This is a genomic window from Mycobacterium sp. NGS59, assembly GCF_059812345.1.
The window spans coordinates 84,065-108,981 of the sequence record NZ_JCALCN010000002.1 but is presented as its reverse complement, the minus strand read 5'-3'; the positions used below and the strand labels follow the sequence as shown (position 1 = coordinate 108,981).

Here is a 24,917-nt window from a genome sequence, read left to right as displayed (position 1 = left end):
CGAAGAAACTCAAAAACTCTGCCGCGGACGGGCGCTAAAACACCCGCGCGGTCGGCATGAACACCACCGGCATCGATTCCAGTCCGGACACGAAGTTCGCCGGCCGCAGCGGCAACGCCGACTCGTCGGCCAGCCGCAGATCCGGCAGACGCTGCAACACCCGCGACGTCATCAAAGACAACTCGAGCCGCGCCAGCTGATTCCCCATGCAGAAATGGGTGCCGAAGCCGAATGCCAAGTGGCTGTTAGGGTTTCGGCGGATGTCGAAGTGTTCCGGCTGATCGAACACCGACTCGTCGAAGTTCGCCGACTCGAACAGCAGCATGATCTTCTCGCCCTCGGTCAACGAGGTGCCGTGGAATTCGGTGTCCGCGGTCAGCGTGCGGCACATGTTCTTCACCGGTGAAGTCCAGCGCAGCATCTCCTCGATCGCACCGGGAAGCAATTCCGGGTCGGCCACCAGATCCGACCACTGATCGCGATGGCGCACCAGTTGCTCGGTGCCGCCGCTCAGCGTGTGGCGGGTGGTTTCGTCACCGCCGATCAGGATCAGCAGCGTCTCCATGACGATCTCTTCGTCGGCCATCCGCTGACCCTCGACCTCGGCGTTGATCAGGATCGAATAGAGGTCGTCGGTCGGCTCCGCGCGACGCTTCCCGATCAGGTCCATGGTGAACGCGGTATAGGCGGCGAACGCCTCCATCACCGTCTGAAATTCCACCGAGGTGGGGTCGATGTGCGAACTCAGCCCGCAGACCAGATCGTCGGACCACTTCAGCAACATGCTGCGGTCCTCGGGCAGCACGCCGAGCATGTCGCCGATCACCGCCATCGGCAACGGCGCCGCGATGTCGCGGACGAAGTCACATTCGCCGCGCTCGCACACCGCGTCGATCAACGTGTCGCACAATTCGCCGATCGAGGCTTCCTTGTCCTTGACCCGCTTGCGCGTGAAGCCGGCGTTGACGAGCTTGCGACGCACCAGGTGTGCGGGGTCGTCCATGTCGATCATGTACGGCATGCCGGGCTGGTCCGGCCGGATGCCGCCGGTGCTGGAGAACAACTCCGGGTTGCGCTCGGCGTCCAGGATGGCCTGATACGTTGTCGCACCGGCCAATCCGTTGCGGTCCCGGAACACCGGCTGGTTGGCGCGCATCCACCGGTACGCCTCGCGCGCCGCGACGCCGTCGGCATAGAAGTTGCCGTCCGCCAGATCGATGTCGCGGATTGTCTCCGGGATGATCGCAGTCATCTACAGCCTCCAGTTTTCTGTTTCGAGCCCATTACAGTAAGCCCCATGCCTGTCTCGCAACACACCATCGCCGGCACCGTCCTCACCATGCCGGTGATCATCCGCAAAGCCGACCAGCACTCGGCGATGTTCTCCGTCGACGCCGCCGCCGCGCAACGTCTCATCGACTACAGCGGCCTGCAGATCTTCGAATACCTGCCCGGCCGGGCCATCCTGCTGCAGCTGCTGGTCCGCTACATCGACGGCGATCTGGGCAAGTACCACGAGTACGGCACCGCTTTCATGGTGAACAAACCCGGCACCACAGCCAGGGGCCTGCGAGCGATGGCCGACGCGGCCACCTTCATCCATCACCTGCCGGTGGACCAGGAGTTCACCCTCGAAGCGGGGCGCACCATCTGGGGTTACCCAAAGATCATGGCGGACTTCACCGTTCGCGAGGGCCGCAAGTTCGACTTCGACGTCAGCGCCGACGGCCAACTGATCGCCGGTATCGAGTTCAGCCGGGGCCTGCCGCACCCCGCGATGAAGGCACAGAACTTGACGACCTACTCCCACCTCGACGGCGTCACCCGGGAGACCTCGTCGCAGATGAGCACCTCCGGGGTGCGCACCCGCCTCGGCGGCGCCCGCATCCGACTCGGCGATCACCCCTACGCCAGGGAACTGGCGTCGCTGGGCCTGCCCAAGCGGGCGCTGATGACGCAGTCGGTGAGCAACGTGGAGATGTCGTTCGACGACGCACGCGCCGTCTGAGCCCATCCCCATCGGGCCAATCTAGAACGCGTTCTAGCGGTCTCGCAAGCCTGCGCGTCAGGTCAGCGCGGCGAGGTCTCGTACCTGCTCAACGCTGCGAGCGCCCACCACCATCATGGTGACGCCGGATGCCTCCCACGCCTCGATCTGCTTACGCACGTAGTCCAGATCGCCGACGATCATCGCGTCGTCGACGAGTTCGTCCGGGATGGCCTTGCCGGCCTCGTCCTTGCGGTCGGACCGGAACAATTTGGTGACCTCGTCGACCACCTCGCCGTAGCCCATCCGGCGGTAGACGTCGGCGTGGAAGTTGGTGTCCTCGGCGCCCATGCCGCCCATATAGAGCGCCAGGAACGGTTTGATCCCCTCGAACGCGGCCGCGCGGTCCTCGGTGACGACGATCTGGGCCGTCGCGCAGATCTCGAAGTCCTCCCGGCTGCGTCGGGCGCCCGGGCGGGCGAACCCCTCGTCGAGCCACTCGTTGTACATGTCGGCCATGCGCGGCGAGTAGAAGATGGGCAGCCAGCCGTCGCAGATCTCGGCGGCCAGCGCGACGTTCTTGGGACCCTCGGCGCCGAGCATGATCGGGATGTCGGCGCGCAGCGGGTGGGTGATCGGCTTGAGTGCCTTGCCAAGTCCGGTGGTCCCAGAACCGCTCAGCGGCAACGGATAATGCGGTCCGTCGCTCGTCACCGGCGCCTGCCGGGCCCACACCTGGCGCACGATGTCGATGTATTCACGGGTGCGGGCCAGCGGCTTGGGGAACCGGGCCCCGTACCAGCCCTCGACCACCTGCGGCCCGGATACGCCCAGCCCCAGGATGTGCCGACCGCCGGACAGGTGGTCCAGCGTCAACGCCGCCATCGCGCACGCGGTCGGGGTGCGCGCCGAGAGCTGCACCACCGAAGTGCCCAGACGGACCCGCTGCGTCGAGGACCCCCACCAGGCCAACGGGGTGTAAGCGTCCGAACCCCATGCTTCGGCGGTGAAGACGGCGTCGAATCCGACCTCTTCGGCGGCGGCGACCAGCTCCGCGTGGTTCTCCGGCGGCTGAGCGCCCCAATAACCCAACTGCAGCCCGAGCTTCACGATGGTCGCCTCCTTGGGGCCAGTATTGAAACCAAACTTAGAACCTGTTCTACTCGATGGCGTGACAGCCAGTTCGAGCGGCCCGACCCTGATCGATCACCCTGAGCCGCCCCTCTCCGCACCGTTGACGTTGTCCTTCGACTACACCCGTTCGGTGGGTCCCACCCTCGGCAAGTTCTTCACCGGGCTACGTGACCGCCGCGTTCTGGGGGTACGCGGTTCCGATGGCCGGGTGCATGTGCCGCCTCCGGAATACGACCCGGTCACCTACGAACCGCTGGGCGAGATGGTACCCGTGTCCAGCGTCGGGACCGTCGTGTCGTGGACCTGGCAACCCGAGCCACTGGGTGGGGAACCGCTGGACCGTCCGTTCGCGTGGGCGCTGATCAAGCTGGACGGCGCCGACACCCCACTCATTCACGCCGTCGACGCGGGATCCTCGGACAAGATCGAGACCGGCGCCCGGGTGCACGTGCACTGGGCCGACGAGACGGTGGGCGCCATCACCGACATCGCCTACTTCGCACTGGGCGAGGAGACCGAACCCGAAGGCACGGAGTCCGACCAGGACCCGGTCAGCATGGTCGTCACGCCCATCTCGTTGACCATTCAGCACACCGCCTCGCACGAGGAAAGCGCCTACCTGCGCGCCATCGCCGAGGGAAAGTTACTGGGCGCCAAGACCGGTGAAAAAGGCAAGGTCTACTTCCCCCCGCACGGCGCCGACCCCGCCACCGGCCGGCCCACCACCGATTTCGTCGAGCTGCCGGACAAAGGCACGGTCACGACGTTCGCGATCATCAACATCCCGTTCCAGGGCCAGCGCATCAAACCGCCGTACGTGGCGGCTTACGTGCTGCTCGACGGCGCCGACATCCCGTTTCTGCACCTGGTCGCCGACGTCGACGCGCACGAGGTGCGGATGGGCATGCGGGTGGAGGCGGTGTGGAAACCCCGCGAGGAATGGGGATTCGGCATCGACAACATCGAATTCTTCCGGCCGACCGGCGAACCGGACGCCGACTACGACACCTACAAACACCACCTGTAAAGGGCCCACTCACAAATGAGCACTCGCAATGTCGCGGTGGTCGGCTTCGCGCACGCGCCGCACGTGCGCCGTACCGACGGCACCACCAACGGCGTCGAAATGTTGATGCCGTGCTTCGCCCAGCTGTACGAAGACCTGGGCATCACCAAGGCCGATATCGGCTTCTGGTGCTCGGGCTCGTCGGATTACCTTGCCGGACGGGCGTTTTCCTTCATCTCGGCGATCGACTCCATCGGGGCGGTGCCGCCGATCAACGAGTCGCACGTCGAAATGGACGCCGCCTGGGCACTTTACGAGGCCTACATCAAGATCCTCACCGGCGAGGTCGACACCGCGCTGGTGTACGGGTTCGGCAAGTCCTCGGCCGGCATCCTGCGCCAGATCCTGACCCGGCAGACCGACCCGTACACCGTCGCGCCGTTGTGGCCGGACTCGGTGTCGCTGGCCGGGTTGCAGGCCCGCATCGGTCTGGACTCCGGCAAGTGGACGCCCGAGCAGATGGCGCAGGTCGCCCTCGACTCGTTCGCACAGTCCGAACGCACCGATTCCGAGAAACCGGCCAAGGACATCGACGAGCTGCTGTCCAGGCCGTTCTTCAACGACCCGCTGCGCCGTCACGACATCGCACCGATCACCGACGGCGCAGCAGCGATCGTGCTCGCCGCCGACGACCGGGCCCGTGAACTTCGCGAAAAGCCCGCCTGGATAACGGGAATCGAACACCGCATCGAGACTCCGGTGCTGGGTGCGCGCGATCTCACCGTCTCGGCGTCGACGGCGGCCTCGGCGGCAGCGGCCACCGGTGGCGACACCGGATTCGACGTCGCCGAGATCTACGCGCCGTTCACCCACCAGCACCTGATCCTGGCCGAGGCCATCGGACTGAACGGGTCGACCAAGGTGAACCCGTCCGGCGGTGCGCTGGCCGCCAACCCGATGTTCGTCGCCGGCCTGGAGCGCATCGGCTTTGCCGCACAACACATCTGGAACGGTTCGGCGGGCCGCGTGCTGGCACACGCGACCAGCGGGCCTGCGCTGCAACAGAACCTGGTCGCGGTCATGGAAGGAAAGAACTGATGGCAGGCGCAGGGGCGAACCTCGCCGCGGTGCTGGGCACCGGACAGACCAAGTACGTCGCGAAGCGCAAAGACGTTTCGATGAACGGCATGGTGCGCGAAGCCATCGACCGTGCGCTGCAAGATTCCGGATCCACGTTCGACGACATCGACGCCGTCGTCGTCGGCAAGGCACCGGACTTCTTCGAGGGCGTCATGATGCCCGAACTGTTCATGGCCGACGCCGTCGGAGCCACCGGCAAGCCGCTGATCCGCGTGCACACCGCGGGCTCGGTCGGCGGCTCCACCGGAGTCGTCGCGGCCAGCCTCGTGCAGTCCGGCAAGTACCGCCGGGTGCTGGCGATGGCGTGGGAGAAGCAGTCTGAGTCGAATGCTATGTGGGCGTTGTCGATTCCGATCCCGTTCATCAAGCCGGTCGGCGCCGGCGCGGGCGGGTATTTTGCCCCGCACGTGCGCTCCTACATCCGGCGCTCCGGTGCACCGACCAACATCGGCGCCATCGTCGCGGTGAAGGACCGGCTGAACGGCGCCAAGAACCCGCTAGCGCACCTGCATCAGCCCGACATCACCGTCGAGAAGGTGATGGAGTCGCCGATGCTGTGGGACCCGATCCGGTTCGACGAGACCTGCCCGTCGTCCGACGGCGCCTGCGCGGTGGTGATCGGCGACGAGGACAGCGCCGATGCCCGTCTGGCGGAAGGACATCCGGTGGCCTGGATCCACGCCACCGCGCTGCGCACCGAGCCGCTGCAGTTCTCCGGACGTGACCAGGTCAGCCCGCAGGCCAGTCGGGACGCGGCGGCCGCACTGTGGAAAGCCGCCGGCATCACCAGTCCGATCGACGAGATCGACGCCGCCGAGATCTACGTGCCGTTCTCGTGGTTCGAGCCGATGTGGTTGGAGAGCTTGGGTTTCGCACCCGAAGGCGAGGGTTGGAAGCTCACCGAGGCGGGCGAGACCGCGATCGGCGGCCGGTTGCCGGTGAACCCGTCGGGCGGTGTGCTGTCGTCCAATCCGATCGGCGCCTCGGGTCTGATCCGCTTCGCCGAGGCCGCGATCCAGGTGATGGACAAGGGCGGTGACCACCAGGTGCCCAATGTGCGAAAGGCGTTGGGGCACGCCTACGGTGGCGGCTCGCAGTACTACTCGATGTGGGTCGTCGGGCGCGACAAACCGTGACCACGCGGATGAAGTACACCCTGAGCATCGCGATGGGTCCGCTGGACCAGCTGACCGAACTCGCCAAGACCGCGGAGGAAGTCGGTTTCGATTCGATCGCGCTGCCGGACTCGATCTTCTATTTCGAGAAGCAGTCCGTCGACTATCCCTACACCGCCGACGGTAAGCGGATGTTCGACGAGAACACGCCGTGGGCCGATCCGCTGATCCTGGCCGCGACGCTGGGCGCGGTCACCTCCAAGCTGCGTTTCTACACCAACGTGATGAAACTCGGGTCACGCAACCCGCTGCTGCTGGCGCGCCAGGTCGGCACGGTGGCCAACCTGACCAACAACCGGTTCGGCTTCGGGGTCGGAATCGGCTGGGCGCCGGAGGAATTCGAGTGGTGCGGGGTGCCGTTCCAGCGTCGCGGCAAGCGCGTCGACGAGATGATCGAAGTCATCAAGTTGGTGCTGGCCGGTGGCATGGTCGAATTCCACGGCGAGTTCTACGATTTCGACCGCCTGCAGATGAGCCCGGCACCCACCAAGCCGGTGCCGTTCTACGTCGGCGGGCACACCGAGGTCGCCCTCAAGCGCGCCGCCCGGGTCAGCGACGGCTGGACCAGCGCGATGATGACGCATGCGCAGCTGGACGAGACCATCGGCAAACTCAAGGCGCTGCTCGCCGAAAACGGCCGGGCGGATGATCCTTTCGAGTATCAAGCTGTCTGCATGGACAAGTTCGGGGTGGACGGTCATCGCGAGCTCGTCGAGATCGGGGTGACCGACTACATCACCATCCCCTGGATTTTCGACGGTCTGGGTTTCGATGCGCCGCTGGACAAGAAACAGGACTCGATGAAGCGCTTCGCAGACACTTACATCCACTCCGGGTGGCAGGAGGGGTGACCGGCGCGTCCACCCGTCGAGTGTGAATCTCACGACCCGACACGCCGTTTCGGCGTCGCACACTTCACACTCGATGCGCCGCGCTCACTCCAGCGGTTCCACACCGGCGAGGTGCCGTTGCGCCAGGTCGCGGTAAGCCTGCGGATTGACGTTGACCCACATTTCGGCACCGGTTCCCTCGATCGGCCCCTTCACCTTGGCCGGCGCGCCGGTCACCAGCATCCCGGCCGGGATCTGCGTGCCGCCGGTGACCAAGGATCCCGCCGCCACCAGGCAACGCGCGCCGATCACCGCGCCGTCGAGCACCGTGGCGTGGTTGGCGATCAATGCCTCGGATCCGATGTGGGCGCCGTGGATGACGCACAGGTGGGCCACCGTAGCCCCCGGGCCGATGTCGACCGGAATACCCGGCGGCGCATGCAACACCGACCCGTCCTGCACGTTGGCTCCTTCCCGGATCACAACGGGGGCGTAGTCGCCCCGCAGGACTGCGTTGTACCAGACGGAGGCTCCCGCCTGGACCGTGACGTCGCCGATCAGCGTCGCGGTCGGGGCCACGAAGGCGGTGGGATCGACCCGCGGCGATCGACCCTCGAATGAATACAACGGCATTGCCTACATATACCGCACCATGCATATGCCGTGGTTAGGGTCCCCGTCGTTGCGCTCCCCCGCCCCAAAACTGTAACGTGTTCTAGTTAGCAGCCCATTATTGGAGGTAACAAGGTGAGTACCGGCACAAGCGGCGTCGGTGTTCGGGAAATCGATCCCGGCGCCTTACCGACCAGGTATGCCCGAGGCTGGCACTGCCTGGGCGTCGCGAAGGACTTTCTCGACGGCAAGCCGCACTCGGTGCAGGCTTTCGGCACGAAGCTGGTGGTGTTCGCCGACTCTCACGGGGACATCAAGGTTCTGGACGGCTACTGCCGGCACATGGGCGGTGACCTGTCCGAGGGCACCATCAAGGGCGACGAGGTCGCCTGCCCGTTCCACGACTGGCGCTGGGGCGGCGACGGCCGCTGCAAGCTGGTGCCCTACGCCAAGCGCACCCCGAAGACGGCCCGCACCCGGTCCTGGACGACCGACGTGCGCAGTGGGCTGCTGTTCGTCTGGCACGACCACGAGGGCAACCCACCCGACCCCGCGGTGCGCATCCCCGAGTTGGCCGAAGCCGCCAGCGACGAATGGACCGAGTGGCGCTGGAACAGCATCCTGATCGAGGGATCCAACTGCCGCGACATCATCGACAACGTCACCGACATGGCGCACTTCTTCTACATCCACTACGGATTGCCGACGTACTTCAAGAACGTCTTCGAGGGTCACATCGCCTCGCAGTACCTGCACAACGTGGGCCGCCCCGACGTCGACGACCTCGGAACCACCTACGGCGAGGCGCATTTGGATTCCGAAGCGTCCTACTTCGGGCCGTCGTTCATGATCAACTGGCTGCACAACAGCTACGGCGGGTACAAGGCGGAGTCGATCCTAATCAACTGCCACTACCCGGTCACGCAGAATTCGTTCGTGCTGCAGTGGGGCGTCATCGTCGAAAAGCCCAAGGGCATGGACGAAAAGATGACCGACAAGCTCTCCCGGGTGTTCACCGACGGCGTCAGCAAGGGCTTCCTGCAGGACGTGGAGATCTGGAAGCACAAGACGCGCATCGACAATCCGCTGCTGGTCGAGGAAGACGGCGCGGTCTATCAGCTGCGCCGCTGGTATCAGCAGTTCTATGTCGACGCCGCCGACGTCGCCCCGGAGATGGTGGAGCGCTTCGAGATCGAGGTCGACACGACGCGCGCCAACGAGTTCTGGAACGCCGAGGTGGCCGAGAACTTGAAGGCGCGCGACACCGAGTCCGACGAGGTCCCGGCGAACTGACGGACATGTCCGACGATAAGCCGGCCGTTCCCGACGTCGACCGCTTGGCACGGTCGATGCTGGCACTGCACGGCGATCACCATGACCATGACGAGGCGCCGTCGACGAACGGTGGTTCCGGGGCCTGGTCGAAGTCAAGGGATTTCAGCAACGACCCCGATCGCGCCGCCTCGGTGGCCGAAGCCAGCCGCGCCGACCGCGAGCGCTACCTGTCCGCCGGGTTGCGGCCGGTGGACTGTCGGTTCTGTCACGTCACGGTGACCGTGCGCAGGCTCGGCCCGGGTCACACTGCGGTGCAATGGAATAGCGACGCCGCGCAGCGTTGCGCGCACTTTGCCGAAGTGCGCGCATCCGGCGGGGATACCGCGCGCACCCGGTCCTGCCCGCGGCTTTCCGACAGCATCGAGCACGCGGTGGCCGAGGGGATTTTGGAGCACGAGGCGGCCGAGTAGAGCCGCTGCCGTCAGGTCACAGCCCGGCGAACCGCTCCTTGACCGCTTCGGCCGTCAACCCGTAATCAGCAAGGGAGTAGCGGTGTTTCGGCGCCCGATCGCCCTGCTGACTTGCCGCGTGACTGGCTTCCATCGCCTGCCTGGCCTCGTCGGTCAGCGTGATTCCAAAGTGCCGGTAGATGTCGGCGACCGTGCCCAGCGGGTCGGCGATCAACTCCTTGTAGTCGACGTCGTAGAACTGCGCCGAATCGTATTTGGCGCGTGCGGTGTTGAACCGTTCCAACCCCCGCGACCACGTCTCCATCGAGTCTGCGCCGATCTGGGCTCCGGTGTAGGTCGTCGACCATCCTTCCGCGGTGTGCTGGGCCAGCGAGCACATCGACGCCATGATCGTCTCCACCGGCCGGTGGGTCTGAATCACCAGGGCGTCAGGATAAGTCGCCATCAGCGCGTCCAGGGCGAACAGATGGCTGGGGTTCTTCAGCACCCAGCGCTTGTCGGCGTCGTTCATGCCGATCAACTGCAGGTTGCGCTTGTGCCGCTGATACGACGGCGTCCAGTCCTGCTGGGACAGCCACTTCGCGTAAGTCGGTAGGTGCGCGAGGGTCTCGTAGGACACCGAGTGCAGCGACTGGCGCAACAGCTGCCAGCACTCCTCCAGCTCGTAGGCGGCCATGAAGTGCAGACCGGTGTAGCCGGGATTGTCCGCGTGATGCTGGTTGAACTGGTCATCGAGCCTGCGGTACAACGGGTTCGAGTCCCAGGTGTCGCGCGGCGGTCGCGGCTGCGGGAACTCCGCCAGCCACATGTGCAGCCCCTGATGTGTCGGGTCGGCGCCCAGCAACCGGTGCAGCGCCGTCGTGCCGGTGCGCACCAAGCCGGTCACGAAGATCGGGCGCTCGATAGCGACGTCCCGGTAGGCGGGGTTCTGTTGCCACGACGACTCGGACAGCAACCGGGCGACCAGCGCGCCGCGCAGGAAGAACCGATTCATCTTGCTGCCCAACACCGTCAGGCCGGCCTCGTTGCGGTAGGAGTCGAGCAGCACTTCGAGAGCTTCGCGGTAGTTGTCGTCGTCGGGGCCGAAATCGTCAAGCCCGGTGAGTTTGGTTGCCGACGCGTGTAATTCGTCGACGGTCGCGATGTCGGTGCGCTGGGTCATTACGTGTGGTACTCCCCGCAGTTGACGTCCAGGGTCTGCCCGGTGATGCCGCTGGACAGATCGCTGGCCATGAAGAGGATGGCCGACGCCACCTCGTCCTCGGTGGGCAGCCGCTTGAGGTCGGACTGCGCCGCGGTGGCCTGATAGATCTGCTCGGCGGTGGTCCCGTACTTACCCGCCTGGTGGTTGAAGTAGCCCTGCAGCGTGTCGCCCCAGATGTAGCCGGGTGCAACGGAATTGACGCGGATGCCCTGCTCGCCCAGTTCGGTTGCCAGGGACTGCGACATGGACAGCAGCGCCGACTTGGCCATCTTGTACGCCCCGTACTTGGCCTGCGAGTGCCGGATCACCATGGAGTTGACGTTGACGACCGAACCGTTCGACTCGGCCAATGCCGGTGTGAAGCCCTGGATGAGCCGCAAAGCCCCCAGCGCACTGAGCTCGATGGCGTCCCGGATGTGCTGAAAGGTGGTGCCGGCCAACGGCTTCATCGACGGCACCCGGAAGGCGTTGTTGACCAGCACGTCGACCTTGCCGTAGGCCTCCAGGCTCGAGTCGACGAGATTGCTCACCTGCTCGTCGTCGGTGATGTCGGTGCGCACGGCCACCGCTTTGCGGCCCAGGTCGACCACCTGCTTGGCGACATCGTCGAGCCGGTCCGCGCTGCGGGCCGCCAACACCAGGTCGGCCCCTTCCAGGGCACATCGACGCGCCAGGGTGGTACCCAACCCGGGACCCACCCCGCTGATCACCACTACCTTGCCGTCCAGCAGATCGGTCATCCCAGCATCCTTGCCGCAATTTGCTGCTGGCGCAACGTGATTCGTGCCCGCCAGTCGTCCTCGGAGATCTTGTTGTGGTCGTAGTACGGCAACGCGGCCGCCACCTTGTCGACATCGACCAACTCGACGGTGGGCCCGTCGGCCTCGGTCAGCTCGCGCGAGACGCGCTGCCAGCGGAACTGCAGGAATCCCCGTCGATGGTCCAGCGTCTCCACCCAGTTGGTGACCCCGGGGTTCTGGTCGCTGACCACGATGCGGACCTTGCCGTCCGGATCCGCCTGTGCCTGAGTGTTGTTCAGCGACGTCTGGTGGTTGATGTAGTCCAGCGAGATGTACCACAGGCTGCCCAACTGGAAACCCAGATACGGGGCGTCGCTGACGGGCACGGTGATCACCAGTGCCTGATCCGGTTCCAGGTCGAAGTGACCGACCGAGGAGTACTGGGTCGACAGACCGCCCGGGGTCAGCCGCGGCGCCACCATGGTGTTGACCGGGATGCCGAGATAGAACCACTGCGGGAACTGCAGCCAGGTCTTGACCCGGTTGATCAATTGCTTTCCCGCTGTGGCGTAACGTTTTTCGATCAGCTGACGGGTCAGCGGCGGCGGTGCGGTGCCCGCGGTGTCGAGTCGCTCGATGGTCAGCGTGCCGCGCCGAGCCGACCAGTCGCCGTACACCTCGCGGATCACCAACTGGCTGGGGCTTGTCAGGCGGACCCGCCACTCGAAGCTGCCGTCGGGAGCGATGTCGAGTTCGCGGTCGTCGAACGCGGCCTGGCTGGCCGGCACGTTGTCGTCGGTGTACTCACCGCCGAGCAACTGGAAACTCAGGTCGGTGGTGGTACCACGCACGCCGCGGACCACGTAGTCGCGGTTGGCGTGCACCCGCGTTCCGAAATAGAGGGTGTCGGGATTGTCCAGGCCCATCTTGGTGAACGGGCCGGTTCCCGACTGCAGAAATGGATGGTCGCGCTCGTAGTCGAACGCCAGGTGGAGACAGCCGGCCACACATCCGGCCAGGTATTGCAGTCCTTCCAGCAGGTCGGCTTCGGTCTCGATGAAGGGAGCATCTGCGACCAGACTCTCGGCTTCGGCGATCGCTGCAGTCAGCGTGTCAGAGAACACGACTCTGACGCTAGAACGTGTTCCTGTTTTGAGTCAACCGCTAACATTTCCGCGCGTCATACGCGCGGTAGTGGGACGAAGCCCGCTCACCTCAGGACGTGCACTGGTTGGCGAGGGTGATCAACGCCTGCCGCACGTCGGGGTGCCGGTTGAGGTAGTCGGTGAGGTCGGTGCCGGACCCCGCCCTGGCTTGCAACTGAGCCCGCACGTCGGGGTGGCGGTCCAGATAGCCGTTGACTTGTTCGCCCGCCGTCTGCCCCACGGTGGTGTTGCAGGGATCGGCATTGGCGACCGGCAGCGCGATCGCTGCCGAAGCGATGACGGTGAACAGGCCGCCGGCAAACCAGCCGACGGTCCTCGATGTGCTGGTCATGCGATCGAGGTTACTCGCGAAATCAAGGCCCGGGGGCCTTGCTTTCCGGTACTAGGCCGGCGCTTCCTGCTCGCGCCTGATCTCCAGCGCGATGTCGATCAACTGGTCTTCCTGGCCGCCGATCAACTTGCGCTGCCCGGCGCGGTGCAGCAGTTCGTGCGGCGGCACGCCGTAGCGCTCACCCTGCCGGATGGCGTGCTTGAGGAAGCTCGAGTAGACGCCCGAGTACCCCATGATCAGCGCGTTGCGGTCCAGCAGGCACTCGGCTGGCATGGCCGGGCGCACCACGTCCTCGGCGGCGTCGGCGATGTCGAAGAAGTCGATGCCGGTCTTGACGCCGATCTTGTCGAACACCCCGATCAACGCCTCGACCGGCGCGTTGCCCGCCCCGGCACCGAAACGGCGCACGCTGCCGTCGATCTGCTTGGCGCCGGCGCGTACCGCCTCCACCGAGTTGGCCACCCCGAGACCGAGGTTCTCATGACCGTGGAAGCCCACCTGCGCGTCCTCGCCGAGCTCGGCCACCAACGCCGAGACCCGGTCGGCGACGCCGTCGAGCACCAAGGCGCCGGCGGAGTCGACGACGTAGACGCACTGGCAGCCGGCGTCGGCCATGATCCGCGCCTGCGCGGCCAGCTTCTCCGGCGGGATGGTGTGGGCCATCATCAGGAACCCGACGGTCTCCAGGCCCAGCTCACGGGCCAGCCCGAAATGCTGGATCGAGACGTCGGCCTCGGTGCAGTGGGTGGCGATCCGGCAGATCGTTCCGCCGTTGTCCTGCGCTTGTTTGATGTCCTCCTTGGTGCCCACGCCGGGGAGCATCAGGAACGCGATCTTGGCTTCGGTCGCGGTTTCGGCGGCGAGCTTGATCAGTTCCTGCTCGGGGGTTTTGGAGAAGCCGTAGTTGAAGCTCGACCCGCCCAGGCCGTCGCCGTGCGTCACCTCGATCACCGGCACCCCGGCGGCATCCAGCGCCGTCACGATGGAACGCACCTCGTCCTTGGTGAACTGGTGGCGTTTGTGATGCGAACCGTCACGCAGCGAGGTGTCGGTGATCCGGACGTCCCACGCGCCCTCGAAAATGTGGCCGGTCATCGTGCGCCTCCCGTCACCGCGAGCGTCTCTTTGGCGATCTCCTCGCCGACCTTGGTGGCCGCCGCGGTCATGATGTCGAGGTTGCCGGCGTAGGGCGGCAGGTAGTCGCCCGCGCCTTCGACCTCGACGAACGTGGTGACCAGCGCCTGGCCGCCGGAGTTGATCGACGGCTCGTCGAACTGCGGCTCGTTGAGCAACCGGTAGCCGGGCACGTAGGTCTGCACTTCGGCGACCACGTCCTTGATCGACTGGGCGATGGCGTCGCGGTCGGCGTCCTCGGGGATGGCGCAGAAGATGGTGTCGCGCATGATCATCGGCGGGTCGGCCGGATTCAGGATGATGATCGCCTTGCCCCGTGCGGCGCCCCCGATGGTCTGCACGCCGCGCGAGGTGGTCTTGGTGAACTCGTCGATGTTGGCTCGGGTGCCCGGGCCGGCCGAGACCGATGCCACCGACGCGACGATCTCGGCGTACGGAACGTCCACCACCCGGGACACTGCGTAGACGATCGGGATCGTCGCCTGTCCCCCGCAGGTGATCATGTTGACGTTGGGGGCGTCGAGGTGTTCCCGCAGGTTCGCCGGCGGGATCACCGCCGGGCCCACCGCGGCCGGTGTGAGGTCGATGGCCAGGATGCCGGCGGCCTCGTACTTCGGTGCGGCGTCGCGGTGCACGTAGGCACTGGTGGCCTCGAACACCAGGTCGGGTTTCTCGGACTGCTCGAGCAACCAGTCGGCGCCCTTGTGGCTGGTCTCCAGTCCCAGCTTGCGGGCCCGCGCCAGACCTTCGCTGTCCGGGTCGATGCCGACCATCCAGCGTGGTTCCAGCCAGTCCGATCGCAGCAGCTTGTAGAGCAGGTCGGTGCTGATGTTTCCCGACCCGACAATGGCCACACTCGCCTTGTCTGGCATGACGCGCTCCTCTTACTTGAGCTATTCGAACGACAAACGAACGGCACCCAGGCCGGCGAAGTCGGCGACGAACTCGTCGCCGGCATGCACGTCGACCGCAAAGGTGCACGACCCGGGCAACACCACGTCACCCTTTTTCAACCGCACCCCGAAGCTTTCCACCTTGCGAGCCAGCCAGGCCACCGCCGTGGCGGGATTGCCCAGCACGGCGTCGCTGCGGCCCTCGGCGATCAGCTCCCCGTTGCGGGTCAGCTTCGCGTCGATCGCGGTGATGTCGACGTCGTCAGGCGACACCCGGGCCTCGCCCAGCACGAACCCGGCCGACGAGGCGTTGTCGGCGATGGTGTCGCACAACGCGATCTTCCAGTCCCGGATCCTGGTGTCGATCAGTTCGATGGCGGGGGCGACGGCCTCGGTGGCGGCCAGTACGTCGTCTTCGGTGCAGCCCGCTCCGGGCAGGTCCTCGCCCAGGATGAAGCCGACCTCGACCTCGACCCTCGGCAAGAGGTACCGGCCGGTCTTGACGGGCGTGGACTCGAACACTTCCATCTCGTCGAGCAAGTGCCCGTAGTCAGGTTCGTCGACGCCCATCATCTGCTGCATCACCTTCGACGACAGCCCGACCTTGTGCCCGACCACCCGGGCGCCCTCGGCCACCCGTTGCCGGATGTTGATCAGCTGGATCTCGTAGGCGTCCACGACGTCGATCTCGGGGTACGCGGATGTGAGCGAGGCTATCCCGACGCGGCTCCGTTCGGCCTGTGCGAGGTCGGCAGCCAGCTCGTCGCGGGTCGCAACATGCAGCATTTACCGAATTCCCTTCGCGCTTGTGACCGGGCCAGTAGCGCCCGACCCGGGCAATTCTATAACGTGTTCTACATGACAGCACAGGAGTACGACGTCGTCGTGGTAGGCAGCGGCGCCGCCGGCATGGTGGCTGCCCTCACCGCCGCGCACCGCGGCCTCTCGACAGTAGTCGTCGAGAAGGCTCCGCACTTCGGCGGATCGACCGCCCGGTCCGGCGGTGGCGTCTGGATCCCGAACAACGAGGTGCTGGAGCGGGACGGAGTGCGCGACACACCCGAGGCGGCTCGGCAGTATCTGCACGGCATCGTCGGCGATGTCGTCGAACCGGAACGCATCGACACCTACCTGCAGCGCGGGCCCGAGATGCTCTCGTTCGTCCTCAAGCACACGCCGCTGAAGATGTGCTGGGTGCCCCGCTACTCCGACTACTACCCGGAAGCGCCGGGCGGCCGCGCGGACGGGCGGTCCATCGAGCCGAAGCCGTTCAACGCCCGCAAACTCGGTCCCGACGAGGCCGGACTGGAGCCGGCGTACGGCAAGGTCCCGCTGAATGTCGTTGTGATGCAGCAGGACTACGTGCGCCTGAACATGCTCAAGCGGCACCCGCGGGGGGTGGCCCGCAGTTTGAAGGTCGGTGCACGCACCATGTGGGCCAAGGCAACCGGCAAAAACCTGGTCGGCATGGGTCGCGCGTTGATCGCGCCACTGCGGATCGGGTTGCAGCGGGCCGGTGTCCCGGTGGTGCTCAACACCGCGCTGACCGACCTGTATGTGGAGGACGGCGTGGTGCGCGGGATCTACGTGCAGGACACCGCGGCGCCGGAATCGGCTGAACCACGGCTGATCCGGGCCCGACGCGGCGTGATTCTGGCCTCCGGCGGCTTCGAACACAACGAGCAGATGCGGGTCAAGTATCAGCGCGCACCGATCACCTCGGAGTGGACCGTGGGCGCCAAAGCCAACACCGGTGACGGCATCGTCGCCGGCGAAAAGCTGGGCGCCGCACTCGATTTGATGGAGGACGCCTGGTGGGGTCCGACGGTGCCGCTGGTCGGTGCGCCGTGGTTCGCGCTGTCCGAGCGCAACTCGCCGGGTTCGATCATCGTCAACATGTCCGGCAAGCGGTTCATGAACGAATCGATGCCCTATGTCGAGGCCTGCCACCACATGTACGGTGGCGAACACGGCCAGGGCCCCGGGCCGGGGGAGAACATTCCGGCCTGGCTGGTGTTCGACCAGCAGTACCGCGACCGTTACATCTTCGCCGGACTGCAAGCCGGACAACGGATTCCGCGCAAGTGGATGGAATCCGGGGTGATCATCCAGGCGGACACCCTCGAGGAGCTGGCCGCCAAGGCCGGCCTGCCGGTCGAGGAGTTCAGCAAGACCGTGGCACGTTTCAACGGCTTCGCGCGGTCCGGCGTCGACGAGGACTTCCACCGCGGTGAAAGCGCCTACGACAAGTACTACGGCGACCCGACCAACAAGCCCAATCCCAACCTGGGTGAGATCAGCCATGCCCCCTATTACGCCGCCAAGATGGTTCCGGGTGACCTGGGCACCAAGGGCGGCATCCGCACCGACGTGCACGGACGTGCCCTGCGCGACGACGGCAGCATCATCGACGGCCTCTATGCCGCAGGCAATGTCAGTGCGCCGGTGATGGGTCACACCTACCCGGGTCCGGGCGGCACGATCGGCCCGGCCATGACGTTCGGATACCTGGCGGCACTGCACATCGCCGGAAAGGGCTGACATGCCGATCGATGTAGCGACCGCACTGGCCGCCGAGCTGGACCCGATCGAATTCGCTTGGACCAGTAGCGATATCCAGCTCTACCACCTGGGTCTGGGCGCGGGCGCCGATCCGATGGATCCGCGCGAACTGCGTTACCTGGTGGACGACACCCCGCAGGTGTTGCCGACGTTCGGCAACGTGGCCGCGTCGTTCCACATGACGGAGCCCCCCACCGTGCAGTTCCCCGGCATCGACATCGAGTTGGCGAAGGTGCTGCACGCCTCCGAGCGGGTGGAAGTGCCCGCGCCACTGCCGCCGTCGGGTTCGGCGAAAGCCGTCACCCGGTTCACCGACATCTGGGACAAGGGCAAAGCCGCGGTGATCTGGAGCGAGACGACGGTGACGGCGCCGGACGGCACGTTGTTGTGGACGCAGCGACGGTCGATCTTCGCCCGCGGTGAAGGCGGATTCGGTGGCGAGCGTGGGCCCTCGGGGTCGGACGCGGCTCCCGACCGTGCACCCGATCTGCAGATCCCGCTGCCGTTGCTGCCGCAGCAGGCGCTGCTGTACCGGTTGTGCGGTGACCGCAACCCGCTGCACTCCGATCCCGAATTCGCCTCTGCCGCAGGCTTTCCCAAGCCCATTCTGCACGGCCTATGCACCTACGGCATGACCTGCAAGGCGATCACCGACGCGTTGCTGGACGGGGACGCGTCGGCGGTGGGAGCGTACGGTGCCCGCTTCGCCGGTGTCGCGTTTCCCGGCGAGACGTTGCTGGTCAACGTCTGGAAAGAGGACGGTCGTTTCCTGGCCGGGGTGGTCGCGCCGTCGCGCGACGATGCGGTGGTGCTGACCGGCGTGGAGCTCGTCCCCGCGTAGGTGGGGGCTTCGCCCCTCGCCCCTCGTCCCTCGCCCCTCGCCCCTCGCCCCTCGCGCCGAGCGTGCGGCTGCCGCAGCGCCCCCTTCTCGCCACGCCCACTCGCCGAGCGTCACGCTAGCGTGGCCGTCGACGCCGAGCGTCACGCTAGCGTGACTCGCGACGGGGACCGCCGCAGCTCTCGCCACGCCCCTCTCGCCACGCCCCTCTCGGCACGCCCTCTCGCCACGCCCCCTCTCGCCGAGCGTCACGCTAGCGTGACTGCCGACGCCGAGCGTCACGCTAGCGTGGCATTCGGAGGCGATCGGACGTCACACCCCGTCTGGCGCGAGCGGCTGCGACACGTCGGACGATGTCCGCGGGTCGATCGCTCGCGACGACGCGGATGTTGATCCAGCCGCATCGCTCGACCTTTTCCTGTCGGCGGACGTCCCACTTGTATCGCCGCCTATCCGTGCGGTGCTGTTCGCCGTCGTACTCGGCAGCGACCTTGACGTCTTGCCAGCCCATGTCCAGATAGGCAAACTCGTCGCCATACTCGTCGACGACTGGGATTTGTGTTTGCGGACGCGGGAATCCCGCCCTGATCAGCAGCAACCGAAGCCATGTTTCTTTGGGTGATTGGGATCCGCCGTCTGCCAGTGCGAGGGCGGACCGCGCTCGGCGTATTCCGCGCCGCATCGGGTACCGCTCGGCGAGCACGTTTGCCTCGGCAACCTGCAGATTGCCGGCCGCGAGCAAGGCGTCAATCGCCGCAACGGCATCGTCGGTCGGGTACCAGCAGCCCAGGTCGAGTGCCGTCCGGGCGGGACTCGTCACAGGTATATCGGCGCGACGGACGATCTCGTCGGCCCCGACGGCATCGCCGTGAACTCTGATCCCTGGCAACGGATTTCGATTGGTATGGAGAATCTCCATCGGCCCGCAAGGATCGACCCACTTGGCGCCGTGTACCGCACTGGCTGTCAACCCTGCGACAATTCCTCGCCGTCTCGACCACAGCCATGCCGCTTTGGCCCGCATTTCCGGCGTCAGCTCCGCGTGCGGGTCGACATACACGTCACGAAGCAGCTTCCGGTACCGCGTGCGCAGAACACTCTTGATCAAATCCCCGCTCGCGACGGCTTCGCTGCCGATAAACGGGTCGCCCATCGCCGCAAGGTGACACGCGGCGGCGTCAACGTCACTTCATTCATCCACAGCGCCACACTGGCGTGACGCTCGGTGATCACGGACGCTCTGGTGAGAGGGGGCATGGCGAAGCCGCGGCGGTCCCCGTCGCGAGCCACGCTAGCGTGACGCTCGGCGTCGACGGCCACGCTAGCGTGACGCTCGGCGCTCATGGACGCTCGGCGAGAGATCGGCGCGAGGGGGCATGGCGAAGCCGCGGCGGTCCCCGTCGCGAGTCACGCTAGCGTGACGCTCCGCGTCGACGGCCACGCTAGCGTGACGCTCGGCGAGAGATCGGCACGAGGGCGCGTGGCGGAGCCGCGGCGGTCCCCGTCGCGAGTCCCGCTAGCGTGACGCTCCGCGTCGACGGCCACGCTAGCGTGACGCTCGGCGAGAGATCGGCACGAGGGCGCGTGGCGGAGCCGCGGCGGTCCCCGTCGCGAGTCACGCTAGCGTGACGCTCGGCGTCGACGGCCACGCTAGCGTGACGCTCGGCGAGAGATCGACCGAGGCCAGGCCAGGCGAGGGGTAAGGCGCGGCGGCGAGTGATCGCGGCGAGGCCAGGCCAGGCGAGGGCCCGGGGGCTACCCCAGGATCAACCCCGACGTCGGCACACCCGTCCCAGCGGTAACCAGCACATGCTCGACGTCAGGCACCGGGTTCACCGAGGTCCCCCGCAGCTGACGCACACCCTCCGCGATGCCGTTCATGCCGTGGATGTAGGCCTCACCGAGTTGACCACCGTGGGTGTTGATGGGCAGCCGCCCGCCGATCTCGATCGCACCGTCGGCGACGAAGTCCTTGGCCTCACCCCGACCGCAGAATCCCAACTCCTCCAACTGGATCAGCGTGAACGGCGTGAAGTGGTCGTAGAGCACCGCGGTCTGAATATCGGCAGGGGTAAGACCCGACTGCGCCCAAAGTTGTTGGCCGACAAGACCCATCTCGGGCAGACCCAGCTCGGACCGGTAATAGCTGACCATCGTGTACTGGTCAGGACTGGACCCCTGCGCCGCCGCCTCGATCACGGCGGGCCGGTGCTTGAGGTCGCGTGCCCGCTCCGCCGACGTCACCACGATCGCCACCGCACCGTCGGTTTCCTGGCAGCAGTCCAGCAACCGCAGCGGTTCGGCGATCCAGCGCGAATTCTGGTGATCCTCAATGGTTATCGGCTTCTCGTAAAAGTACGCCTTCGGATTCTTCGCTGCATGTCGACGGTCTGCCACCGACACCGCACCGAAGTCCCGGCTGGTAGCACCCGACCAGTGCATGTAACGCCGGGCGATCATGGCGACCTGCGCGGCCGGTGTCGACAGCCCGTGCGGGTAGGAGAACGAGTTGTCCACACCGGTGGAGTCGGCGTTCTCGGTCAACCGGGTCTGCACCTGGCCGAAGCGCATCCCGGACCGCTCGTTGAAGGCGCGGTACGCGACGACGACGTCGGCGACACCGGTCGCGACGGCAATTGCCGCCTGCTGCACCGTCGCACATGCCGCGCCGCCGCCGTAGTGGATCTTGGAGAAGAACTTCAGATCGCCGATCCCAGCCGCCCGCGCCACCGCGATCTCGGTGTTGGTGTCCATCGTGAACGTTGTGAGACCGTCGACGTCGGCAGGCGAAAGACCAGCGTCGTCAAGCGCGTCCTGCACCGCCTCGGCCGCCAGCCGCAGCTCGGACCGACCGGAGTTCTTGGAGAAGTCGGTGGCGCCGATCCCGACAATGGCCGCCTTGCCCGACAGCATCACACGTCCCCAATCGTCAGCGTCACCGTCGCGATCACATGATTGCCAAGGCTGTTGGCGCCGATCACCTTCACCGTGATCAAGCCGTCCTGCACCGCGGTCACCTCACCGGAGAAAGTCACCGTGTCATAGGCGTACCACGGCACACCCAGCCGCAGCCCGATCGACTTGATCAACGCCGACGGCCCCGCCCAGTCGGTGACGTAACGCTGCACCAACCCGGTGTCGGTCAGGATGTTGACGAAGATGTCCTTGGACCCCTTGGCCTGCGCCAGATCCCGATCGTGGTGCACATCCTGAAAATCCCTGGTGGCCAACGCAGTCGAGATGATGAACGTCGGGGTCCCTTCCAGCTTCAACTCGGGCAGCTGCAAACCCACTTCCACAGCGGGCGCGCTCATGCTTCCGGCTCCCACGCGTAGAGCGTCCACGACGGCCCGGAATCGCCGGCCGGGAAATCGATATATGTTGCCCGCACGGGCATTCCGATTTCGACGGCCGCCGGGTCGACGCCCCGCAACTCGCCGAGCATCCGCACGCCCTCCTCCAGTTCCACCAGCGCGATCACGAACGGCAGTGTCCGGCCGGGGACCCGGGGTGCATGGTGCACCACGAAACTGAACACGGTGCCGCGGCCGCTGGCCACCGCATACGCGACCGGCTCAGCGGGGTCCTGCCACACGGCCGGTACCGGCGGGTGCTGCAACGAACCGTCGGCCAGCTTCTGGATCCGCAACTCGTGCGCGTTGACGCCTTCCCAGAAGAACGCGGTGTCGCGCGACGAGGCCGGACGCATCATCGCGTCGGCGTCGAGGTCCTCGGGAACAGCCGATGCGGAGTCGGCGGGTTTGAATTTGAGGATGCGCCAATTCATTTCGGCTACATCCTCGTCACCCACCCGCCAGGTGATGAGTTGGTTGATGAAGTAGCCCTCACCGAGCGCGGTCTGCTTGGGCCCGATTACATCGCGCATCTCCGAAACAATGCTGACCTGCTCGCCGGGGCGCAGATACCGGTGGTAGGTCTGCTCACAGTTCGTCGCCACCACACCGATGTATCCGGCGTCGTCGAACAGCTGCATGATCGGACCCATGGGATCGTCGGTCGGGCGCTGGCCACCCTGGCCGAACATCGTCCACACCTGAATCATGGCCGGCGGAGCCACGATTCCGGGATGACCGGCCGCACGAGCCGCGTCCTCGTCCACATAGATCGGATTGCGGTCACCCAGCGCTTCGACCCAGTTGTTCACGATCGGCTGGTTCACCGGGTCCCGCGCTTCGCGCGGCTTGGCGACAACCGTCGCAATCACCTCCGCGACGGCTTCTTTCAGGTCGGTCATCGAGGCACCCTCGGCACCTTCAAACCGGCAGCCGCGATCATCTCCCGCATCACCTCGTTGACGCCCCCGCCGAACGTGATCACCAGATTGCGTTTGGTCTGAGAATCCAGCCACTCGAGCAGCTCCGCCGTTTCCGGCTCGGCCGGGTTGCCGTACTTGCCGACGATTTCCTCGGCCAGCCGACCGATGTACTGAATCTTCTCGGTGCCAAAGACTTTCGTCGACGCGGCGTCGGCGACGTTGATGTCCTCACCGGCCGCGGCCACCTGCCAGTTCAGCAATTCGTTGATCCGCCAGAGCGAATAGATCTCACCGAGGGCGCGCTTGACGTCATGGTGGTCTATCGGGGTGACGCCATCGCCGCCGGGCTTGGAGGCCCAAGCGTGCACGCGGTCGTAGATGCCGGCGGTGCGGCCGGCCGGTCCGAGCATCACCCGCTCGTTGTTGAGCTGCGTGGTGATCAACCGCCACCCGCCGTTCTCCTCGCCGACCAGCATGTCGGCCGGTACCCGCACGTCGTTGTAGTACGTGGCGTTGGTGTGGTGCGCCCCGTCGGACAGGATGATCGGCGTCCACGAGTAGCCGGGATCCTTGGTATCGGCGATCAGGATCGAAATGCCCTTGTGCTTAACGGCTTCCGGGTCGGTGCGGCAGGCCAGCCAGATGTAGTCGGCGTCATGGGCGCCGGTGGTGAAGATCTTCTGTCCGTTGACGATGTACTCGTCCCCCTGGCGCACCGCGGTAGTCCGCAGCGACGCCAGGTCGGTGCCCGCATCCGGTTCGGTGTAGCCGATCGCGAAGTGCACCTCGCCGGCCAGGATCGCGGGCAGGAACTTCTTCTTCTGCTCCTCGCTGCCGAACTGCTGCAGCACCGGACCGACCGTCTGCAACGTCACCGCCGGTAACGGCACATCGGCGCGATGCGCCTCGTTGACGAAGATGGACTGCTCGATCGGCCCGAAACCCAAGCCGCCGAACTCTTTCGGCCATCCGACGCCGAGCTTGCCGTCCTTGCCCATCCGGCGGATCACCGCGCGGTAGGCCGCGTTGTGCCGGTCGGACTCCATCGCTTTGGCTTCGTCGGACGAAATCAGGTTGGAAAAGTATTCCCGCAGCTCCGCTTGCAGCTGGCGCTGCTCCGGAGTCAAGTCTATGTACATCAGACTCCCACCAGATCGAGACGATGCGAAGGGCCGCCCAGCAACCGGGTGAGATCCTTGATCGTGGAGTAGTACCGGTGCATGGGATAGGTGACGTCCATGCCCATGCCGCCGTGCAGATGGTGACAGATCTGCATCACCGGAGGCGCCTGCGACGCCAGCCAGTAGCCGAGCACGTCGAGATCCGACGCCGCATCCAGCCCTTCGGCGAGCTTCCAGATCACCGCCTTGGAAGCCAGATCGATGGTGCGCGAGGCGATGTAGACCTCGGCCAACTGTGCGGCCACGGTCTGGAACGTCGACAACGGTTTGCCGAATTGCTTGCGTTCGGCGACATAGTCGGCGGTCAGCCGCAACGCGCCGGCCACCAACCCGTCGGCGTACCCGCCAATCATGGCCAGCGCCAGCTGATTTACCCGTGTTGCTGAAGCACCGGCAAGGACGTCACCGTCAGCAACCGAGACGTCGTCGAACGTCACGGTGTATTCCTCGGCGTCGTTGGACGTGGGCGTACGAACCAAGCCGACGCCCTCGGCCTTCGGCGAGACGACCACCACCGCGTCGTCGGCGGTCACCAGCAACCATTCTGCCGAGTCTGCGTATCCCACACCGACTTTCACACCCGAGAGCCGACCACCGTCGAATGCGACCGACGGCCGTTCCGGCAACGCGCGACCGGGTTCATTCAGGGCGGCGGTCAACACCCCGCCTTTGGCGACGCCGGCCAGGAAACGATCCTGCTGCTCGTCGGACGCCAACTCGAGCAACGGCACCACACCGAATCCCAAGGTGGCCAACGCCGGTGTGATCGCGCCATGCCTGCCCACTTCGGTGAGCACGGTGCCCACCTCGGTCAGCCCGACCCCGTCACCGCCGAGGCGTTCCGGCACCGCCAACGCCGTCACGCCACCGGCAACCAAAGCCTCCCAGGACAATTCGCGGTCGAAGACGGAGGTGACGACGTCGGCGACGGCCTCTTGCTCTGCACTGAGATCGAAGTCCATG

The 24,917-nt window shown here is 66.0% G+C and carries 25 protein-coding genes; 9 read left to right on the top strand and 16 right to left on the bottom strand.

What is annotated here, in order from left to right; all coding sequences use genetic code 11:
- Nucleotides 1–34: 34 nt before the first annotated feature.
- Entirely contained in the window at nt 35–1,252 is a 1,218-nt protein-coding gene (locus AC5Y46_RS03050; RefSeq protein ID WP_499990062.1) for a cytochrome P450, read from the bottom strand.
- Between the two features lie 45 nt (nt 1,253–1,297).
- Between AC5Y46_RS03050 and AC5Y46_RS03045 the strand changes: the two genes are divergently transcribed.
- Nucleotides 1,298–2,008 carry an acetoacetate decarboxylase family protein gene (locus tag AC5Y46_RS03045; protein WP_499990061.1) on the top strand — a complete coding sequence of 237 codons (711 nt, stop codon included), beginning with the start codon at nt 1,298–1,300 and terminating at the stop codon, nt 2,006–2,008.
- 57 nt (nt 2,009–2,065) lie between these two features.
- Here AC5Y46_RS03045 and AC5Y46_RS03040 read toward each other — a convergent pair whose 3' ends face one another.
- Entirely contained in the window at nt 2,066–3,097 is a 1,032-nt protein-coding gene (locus AC5Y46_RS03040) for an LLM class F420-dependent oxidoreductase (RefSeq protein ID WP_499990059.1), read from the bottom strand.
- A 61-nt stretch (nt 3,098–3,158) separates the two neighbouring features.
- Here AC5Y46_RS03040 and AC5Y46_RS03035 point away from each other — a divergent pair, with 61 nt between their 5' ends.
- The 4 genes from AC5Y46_RS03035 to AC5Y46_RS03020 are packed head-to-tail and all read left to right on the top strand — an operon-like array spanning nt 3,159 to nt 7,293.
- Nucleotides 3,159–4,148, top strand: a complete 990-nt coding sequence (locus AC5Y46_RS03035; RefSeq protein WP_499943188.1) for a Zn-ribbon domain-containing OB-fold protein — start codon at nt 3,159–3,161, stop codon at nt 4,146–4,148.
- A gap of 15 nt (nt 4,149–4,163) precedes the next feature.
- Entirely contained in the window at nt 4,164–5,225 is a 1,062-nt protein-coding gene (locus AC5Y46_RS03030; RefSeq protein ID WP_499943189.1) for a thiolase family protein, read from the top strand.
- Nucleotides 5,225–6,403 carry a thiolase family protein gene (locus tag AC5Y46_RS03025; RefSeq protein ID WP_499943190.1) on the top strand — a complete coding sequence of 393 codons (1,179 nt, stop codon included), beginning with the start codon at nt 5,225–5,227 and terminating at the stop codon, nt 6,401–6,403. Before AC5Y46_RS03030 ends, AC5Y46_RS03025 begins: the two co-directional genes overlap by 1 nt.
- An 8-nt stretch (nt 6,404–6,411) precedes the next feature.
- Complete coding sequence (locus AC5Y46_RS03020; RefSeq protein WP_499990057.1) at nt 6,412–7,293, top strand: TIGR03619 family F420-dependent LLM class oxidoreductase; 882 nt, start codon at nt 6,412–6,414, stop codon at nt 7,291–7,293.
- A gap of 84 nt (nt 7,294–7,377) precedes the next feature.
- Here AC5Y46_RS03020 and AC5Y46_RS03015 read toward each other — a convergent pair whose 3' ends face one another.
- The gene (locus tag AC5Y46_RS03015) at nt 7,378–7,905 is read right to left on the bottom strand and encodes a gamma carbonic anhydrase family protein (RefSeq protein WP_499990056.1); all 528 of its coding nucleotides are present in this window, start codon (nt 7,903–7,905) and stop codon (nt 7,378–7,380) included.
- A gap of 114 nt (nt 7,906–8,019) precedes the next feature.
- Between AC5Y46_RS03015 and AC5Y46_RS03010 the strand changes: the two genes are divergently transcribed.
- Both AC5Y46_RS03010 and AC5Y46_RS03005 read left to right on the top strand, forming a co-directional pair.
- Nucleotides 8,020–9,177: a 3-ketosteroid-9-alpha-monooxygenase, oxygenase component gene (locus AC5Y46_RS03010; protein ID WP_499943193.1), complete on the top strand. Its 1,158-nt coding sequence runs from the start codon at nt 8,020–8,022 to the stop codon at nt 9,175–9,177.
- A 5-nt stretch (nt 9,178–9,182) separates the two neighbouring features.
- Nucleotides 9,183–9,629, top strand: a complete 447-nt coding sequence (locus AC5Y46_RS03005; RefSeq protein ID WP_499990055.1) for a hypothetical protein — start codon at nt 9,183–9,185, stop codon at nt 9,627–9,629.
- A 16-nt stretch (nt 9,630–9,645) separates the two neighbouring features.
- On the opposite strand, the gene AC5Y46_RS03000 is transcribed toward AC5Y46_RS03005, so the two are convergent.
- The 7 genes from AC5Y46_RS03000 to AC5Y46_RS02970 form a co-directional block, all read right to left on the bottom strand.
- The gene (locus tag AC5Y46_RS03000; protein ID WP_499990054.1) at nt 9,646–10,791 is read right to left on the bottom strand and encodes a sulfotransferase family protein; all 1,146 of its coding nucleotides are present in this window, start codon (nt 10,789–10,791) and stop codon (nt 9,646–9,648) included.
- Nucleotides 10,791–11,573: an SDR family oxidoreductase gene (locus tag AC5Y46_RS02995; RefSeq protein WP_499990052.1), complete on the bottom strand. Its 783-nt coding sequence runs from the start codon at nt 11,571–11,573 to the stop codon at nt 10,791–10,793. The genes AC5Y46_RS03000 and AC5Y46_RS02995 overlap by 1 nt, the downstream gene beginning before the upstream one ends.
- Nucleotides 11,570–12,697, bottom strand: coding sequence for a hypothetical protein (locus tag AC5Y46_RS02990; protein WP_499990051.1), 1,128 nt, complete (start codon nt 12,695–12,697; stop codon nt 11,570–11,572). Before AC5Y46_RS02990 ends, AC5Y46_RS02995 begins: the two co-directional genes overlap by 4 nt.
- 91 nt (nt 12,698–12,788) lie before the next feature.
- Complete coding sequence (locus AC5Y46_RS02985) at nt 12,789–13,070, bottom strand: hypothetical protein (protein WP_499943198.1); 282 nt, start codon at nt 13,068–13,070, stop codon at nt 12,789–12,791.
- A gap of 51 nt (nt 13,071–13,121) precedes the next feature.
- Nucleotides 13,122–14,165, bottom strand: a complete 1,044-nt coding sequence (gene dmpG, locus AC5Y46_RS02980) for a 4-hydroxy-2-oxovalerate aldolase (protein ID WP_499990046.1) — start codon at nt 14,163–14,165, stop codon at nt 13,122–13,124.
- Complete coding sequence (locus AC5Y46_RS02975) at nt 14,162–15,076, bottom strand: acetaldehyde dehydrogenase (acetylating) (RefSeq protein ID WP_499990045.1); 915 nt, start codon at nt 15,074–15,076, stop codon at nt 14,162–14,164. Before AC5Y46_RS02975 ends, dmpG begins: the two co-directional genes overlap by 4 nt.
- 21 nt (nt 15,077–15,097) lie before the next feature.
- On the bottom strand, nt 15,098–15,883 hold the full coding sequence (locus AC5Y46_RS02970) for a 2-keto-4-pentenoate hydratase (RefSeq protein ID WP_499990044.1): 786 nt from the start codon (nt 15,881–15,883) through the stop codon (nt 15,098–15,100).
- Nucleotides 15,884–15,955: 72 nt separating this feature from the next.
- Here AC5Y46_RS02970 and kstD point away from each other — a divergent pair, with 72 nt between their 5' ends.
- On the top strand, nt 15,956–17,638 hold the full coding sequence (gene kstD / locus AC5Y46_RS02965) for a 3-oxosteroid 1-dehydrogenase (RefSeq protein WP_499990043.1): 1,683 nt from the start codon (nt 15,956–15,958) through the stop codon (nt 17,636–17,638).
- Nucleotide 17,639: 1 nt separating this feature from the next.
- Nucleotides 17,640–18,500: an enoyl-CoA hydratase ChsH3 gene (gene chsH3 / locus AC5Y46_RS02960; protein WP_499990042.1), complete on the top strand. Its 861-nt coding sequence runs from the start codon at nt 17,640–17,642 to the stop codon at nt 18,498–18,500.
- A 280-nt stretch (nt 18,501–18,780) separates the two neighbouring features.
- Here the strand turns inward: chsH3 and AC5Y46_RS02955 are convergent, their stop codons facing one another.
- The 6 genes from AC5Y46_RS02955 to AC5Y46_RS02930 all read right to left on the bottom strand — a co-directional run bounded on the left by AC5Y46_RS02955 (nt 18,781) and on the right by AC5Y46_RS02930 (nt 24,916).
- On the bottom strand, nt 18,781–19,650 hold the full coding sequence (locus tag AC5Y46_RS02955; protein WP_499943204.1) for a hypothetical protein: 870 nt from the start codon (nt 19,648–19,650) through the stop codon (nt 18,781–18,783).
- A gap of 602 nt (nt 19,651–20,252) precedes the next feature.
- Entirely contained in the window at nt 20,253–21,410 is a 1,158-nt protein-coding gene (ltp2, locus tag AC5Y46_RS02950) for a 17-hydroxy-3-oxo-4-pregnene-20-carboxyl-CoA lyase (RefSeq protein ID WP_499990041.1), read from the bottom strand.
- Nucleotides 21,410–21,811: a MaoC family dehydratase gene (locus tag AC5Y46_RS02945; protein WP_499943206.1), complete on the bottom strand. Its 402-nt coding sequence runs from the start codon at nt 21,809–21,811 to the stop codon at nt 21,410–21,412. The genes ltp2 and AC5Y46_RS02945 overlap by 1 nt, the downstream gene beginning before the upstream one ends.
- Nucleotides 21,808–22,752, bottom strand: coding sequence for a bifunctional MaoC family dehydratase N-terminal/OB-fold nucleic acid binding domain-containing protein (locus tag AC5Y46_RS02940; RefSeq protein ID WP_499990040.1), 945 nt, complete (start codon nt 22,750–22,752; stop codon nt 21,808–21,810). Before AC5Y46_RS02940 ends, AC5Y46_RS02945 begins: the two co-directional genes overlap by 4 nt.
- Nucleotides 22,749–23,912 (bottom strand): acyl-CoA dehydrogenase FadE29, encoded by a 1,164-nt coding sequence (gene fadE29 / locus AC5Y46_RS02935; RefSeq protein ID WP_499943208.1) that lies wholly within the window; start codon nt 23,910–23,912, stop codon nt 22,749–22,751. The genes AC5Y46_RS02940 and fadE29 overlap by 4 nt, the downstream gene beginning before the upstream one ends.
- A complete protein-coding gene (locus AC5Y46_RS02930; protein ID WP_499990039.1) occupies nt 23,912–24,916 on the bottom strand; it encodes an acyl-CoA dehydrogenase family protein in 1,005 nt (334 codons plus the stop codon). Before AC5Y46_RS02930 ends, fadE29 begins: the two co-directional genes overlap by 1 nt.
- Nucleotide 24,917: the final 1 nt, after the last annotated feature.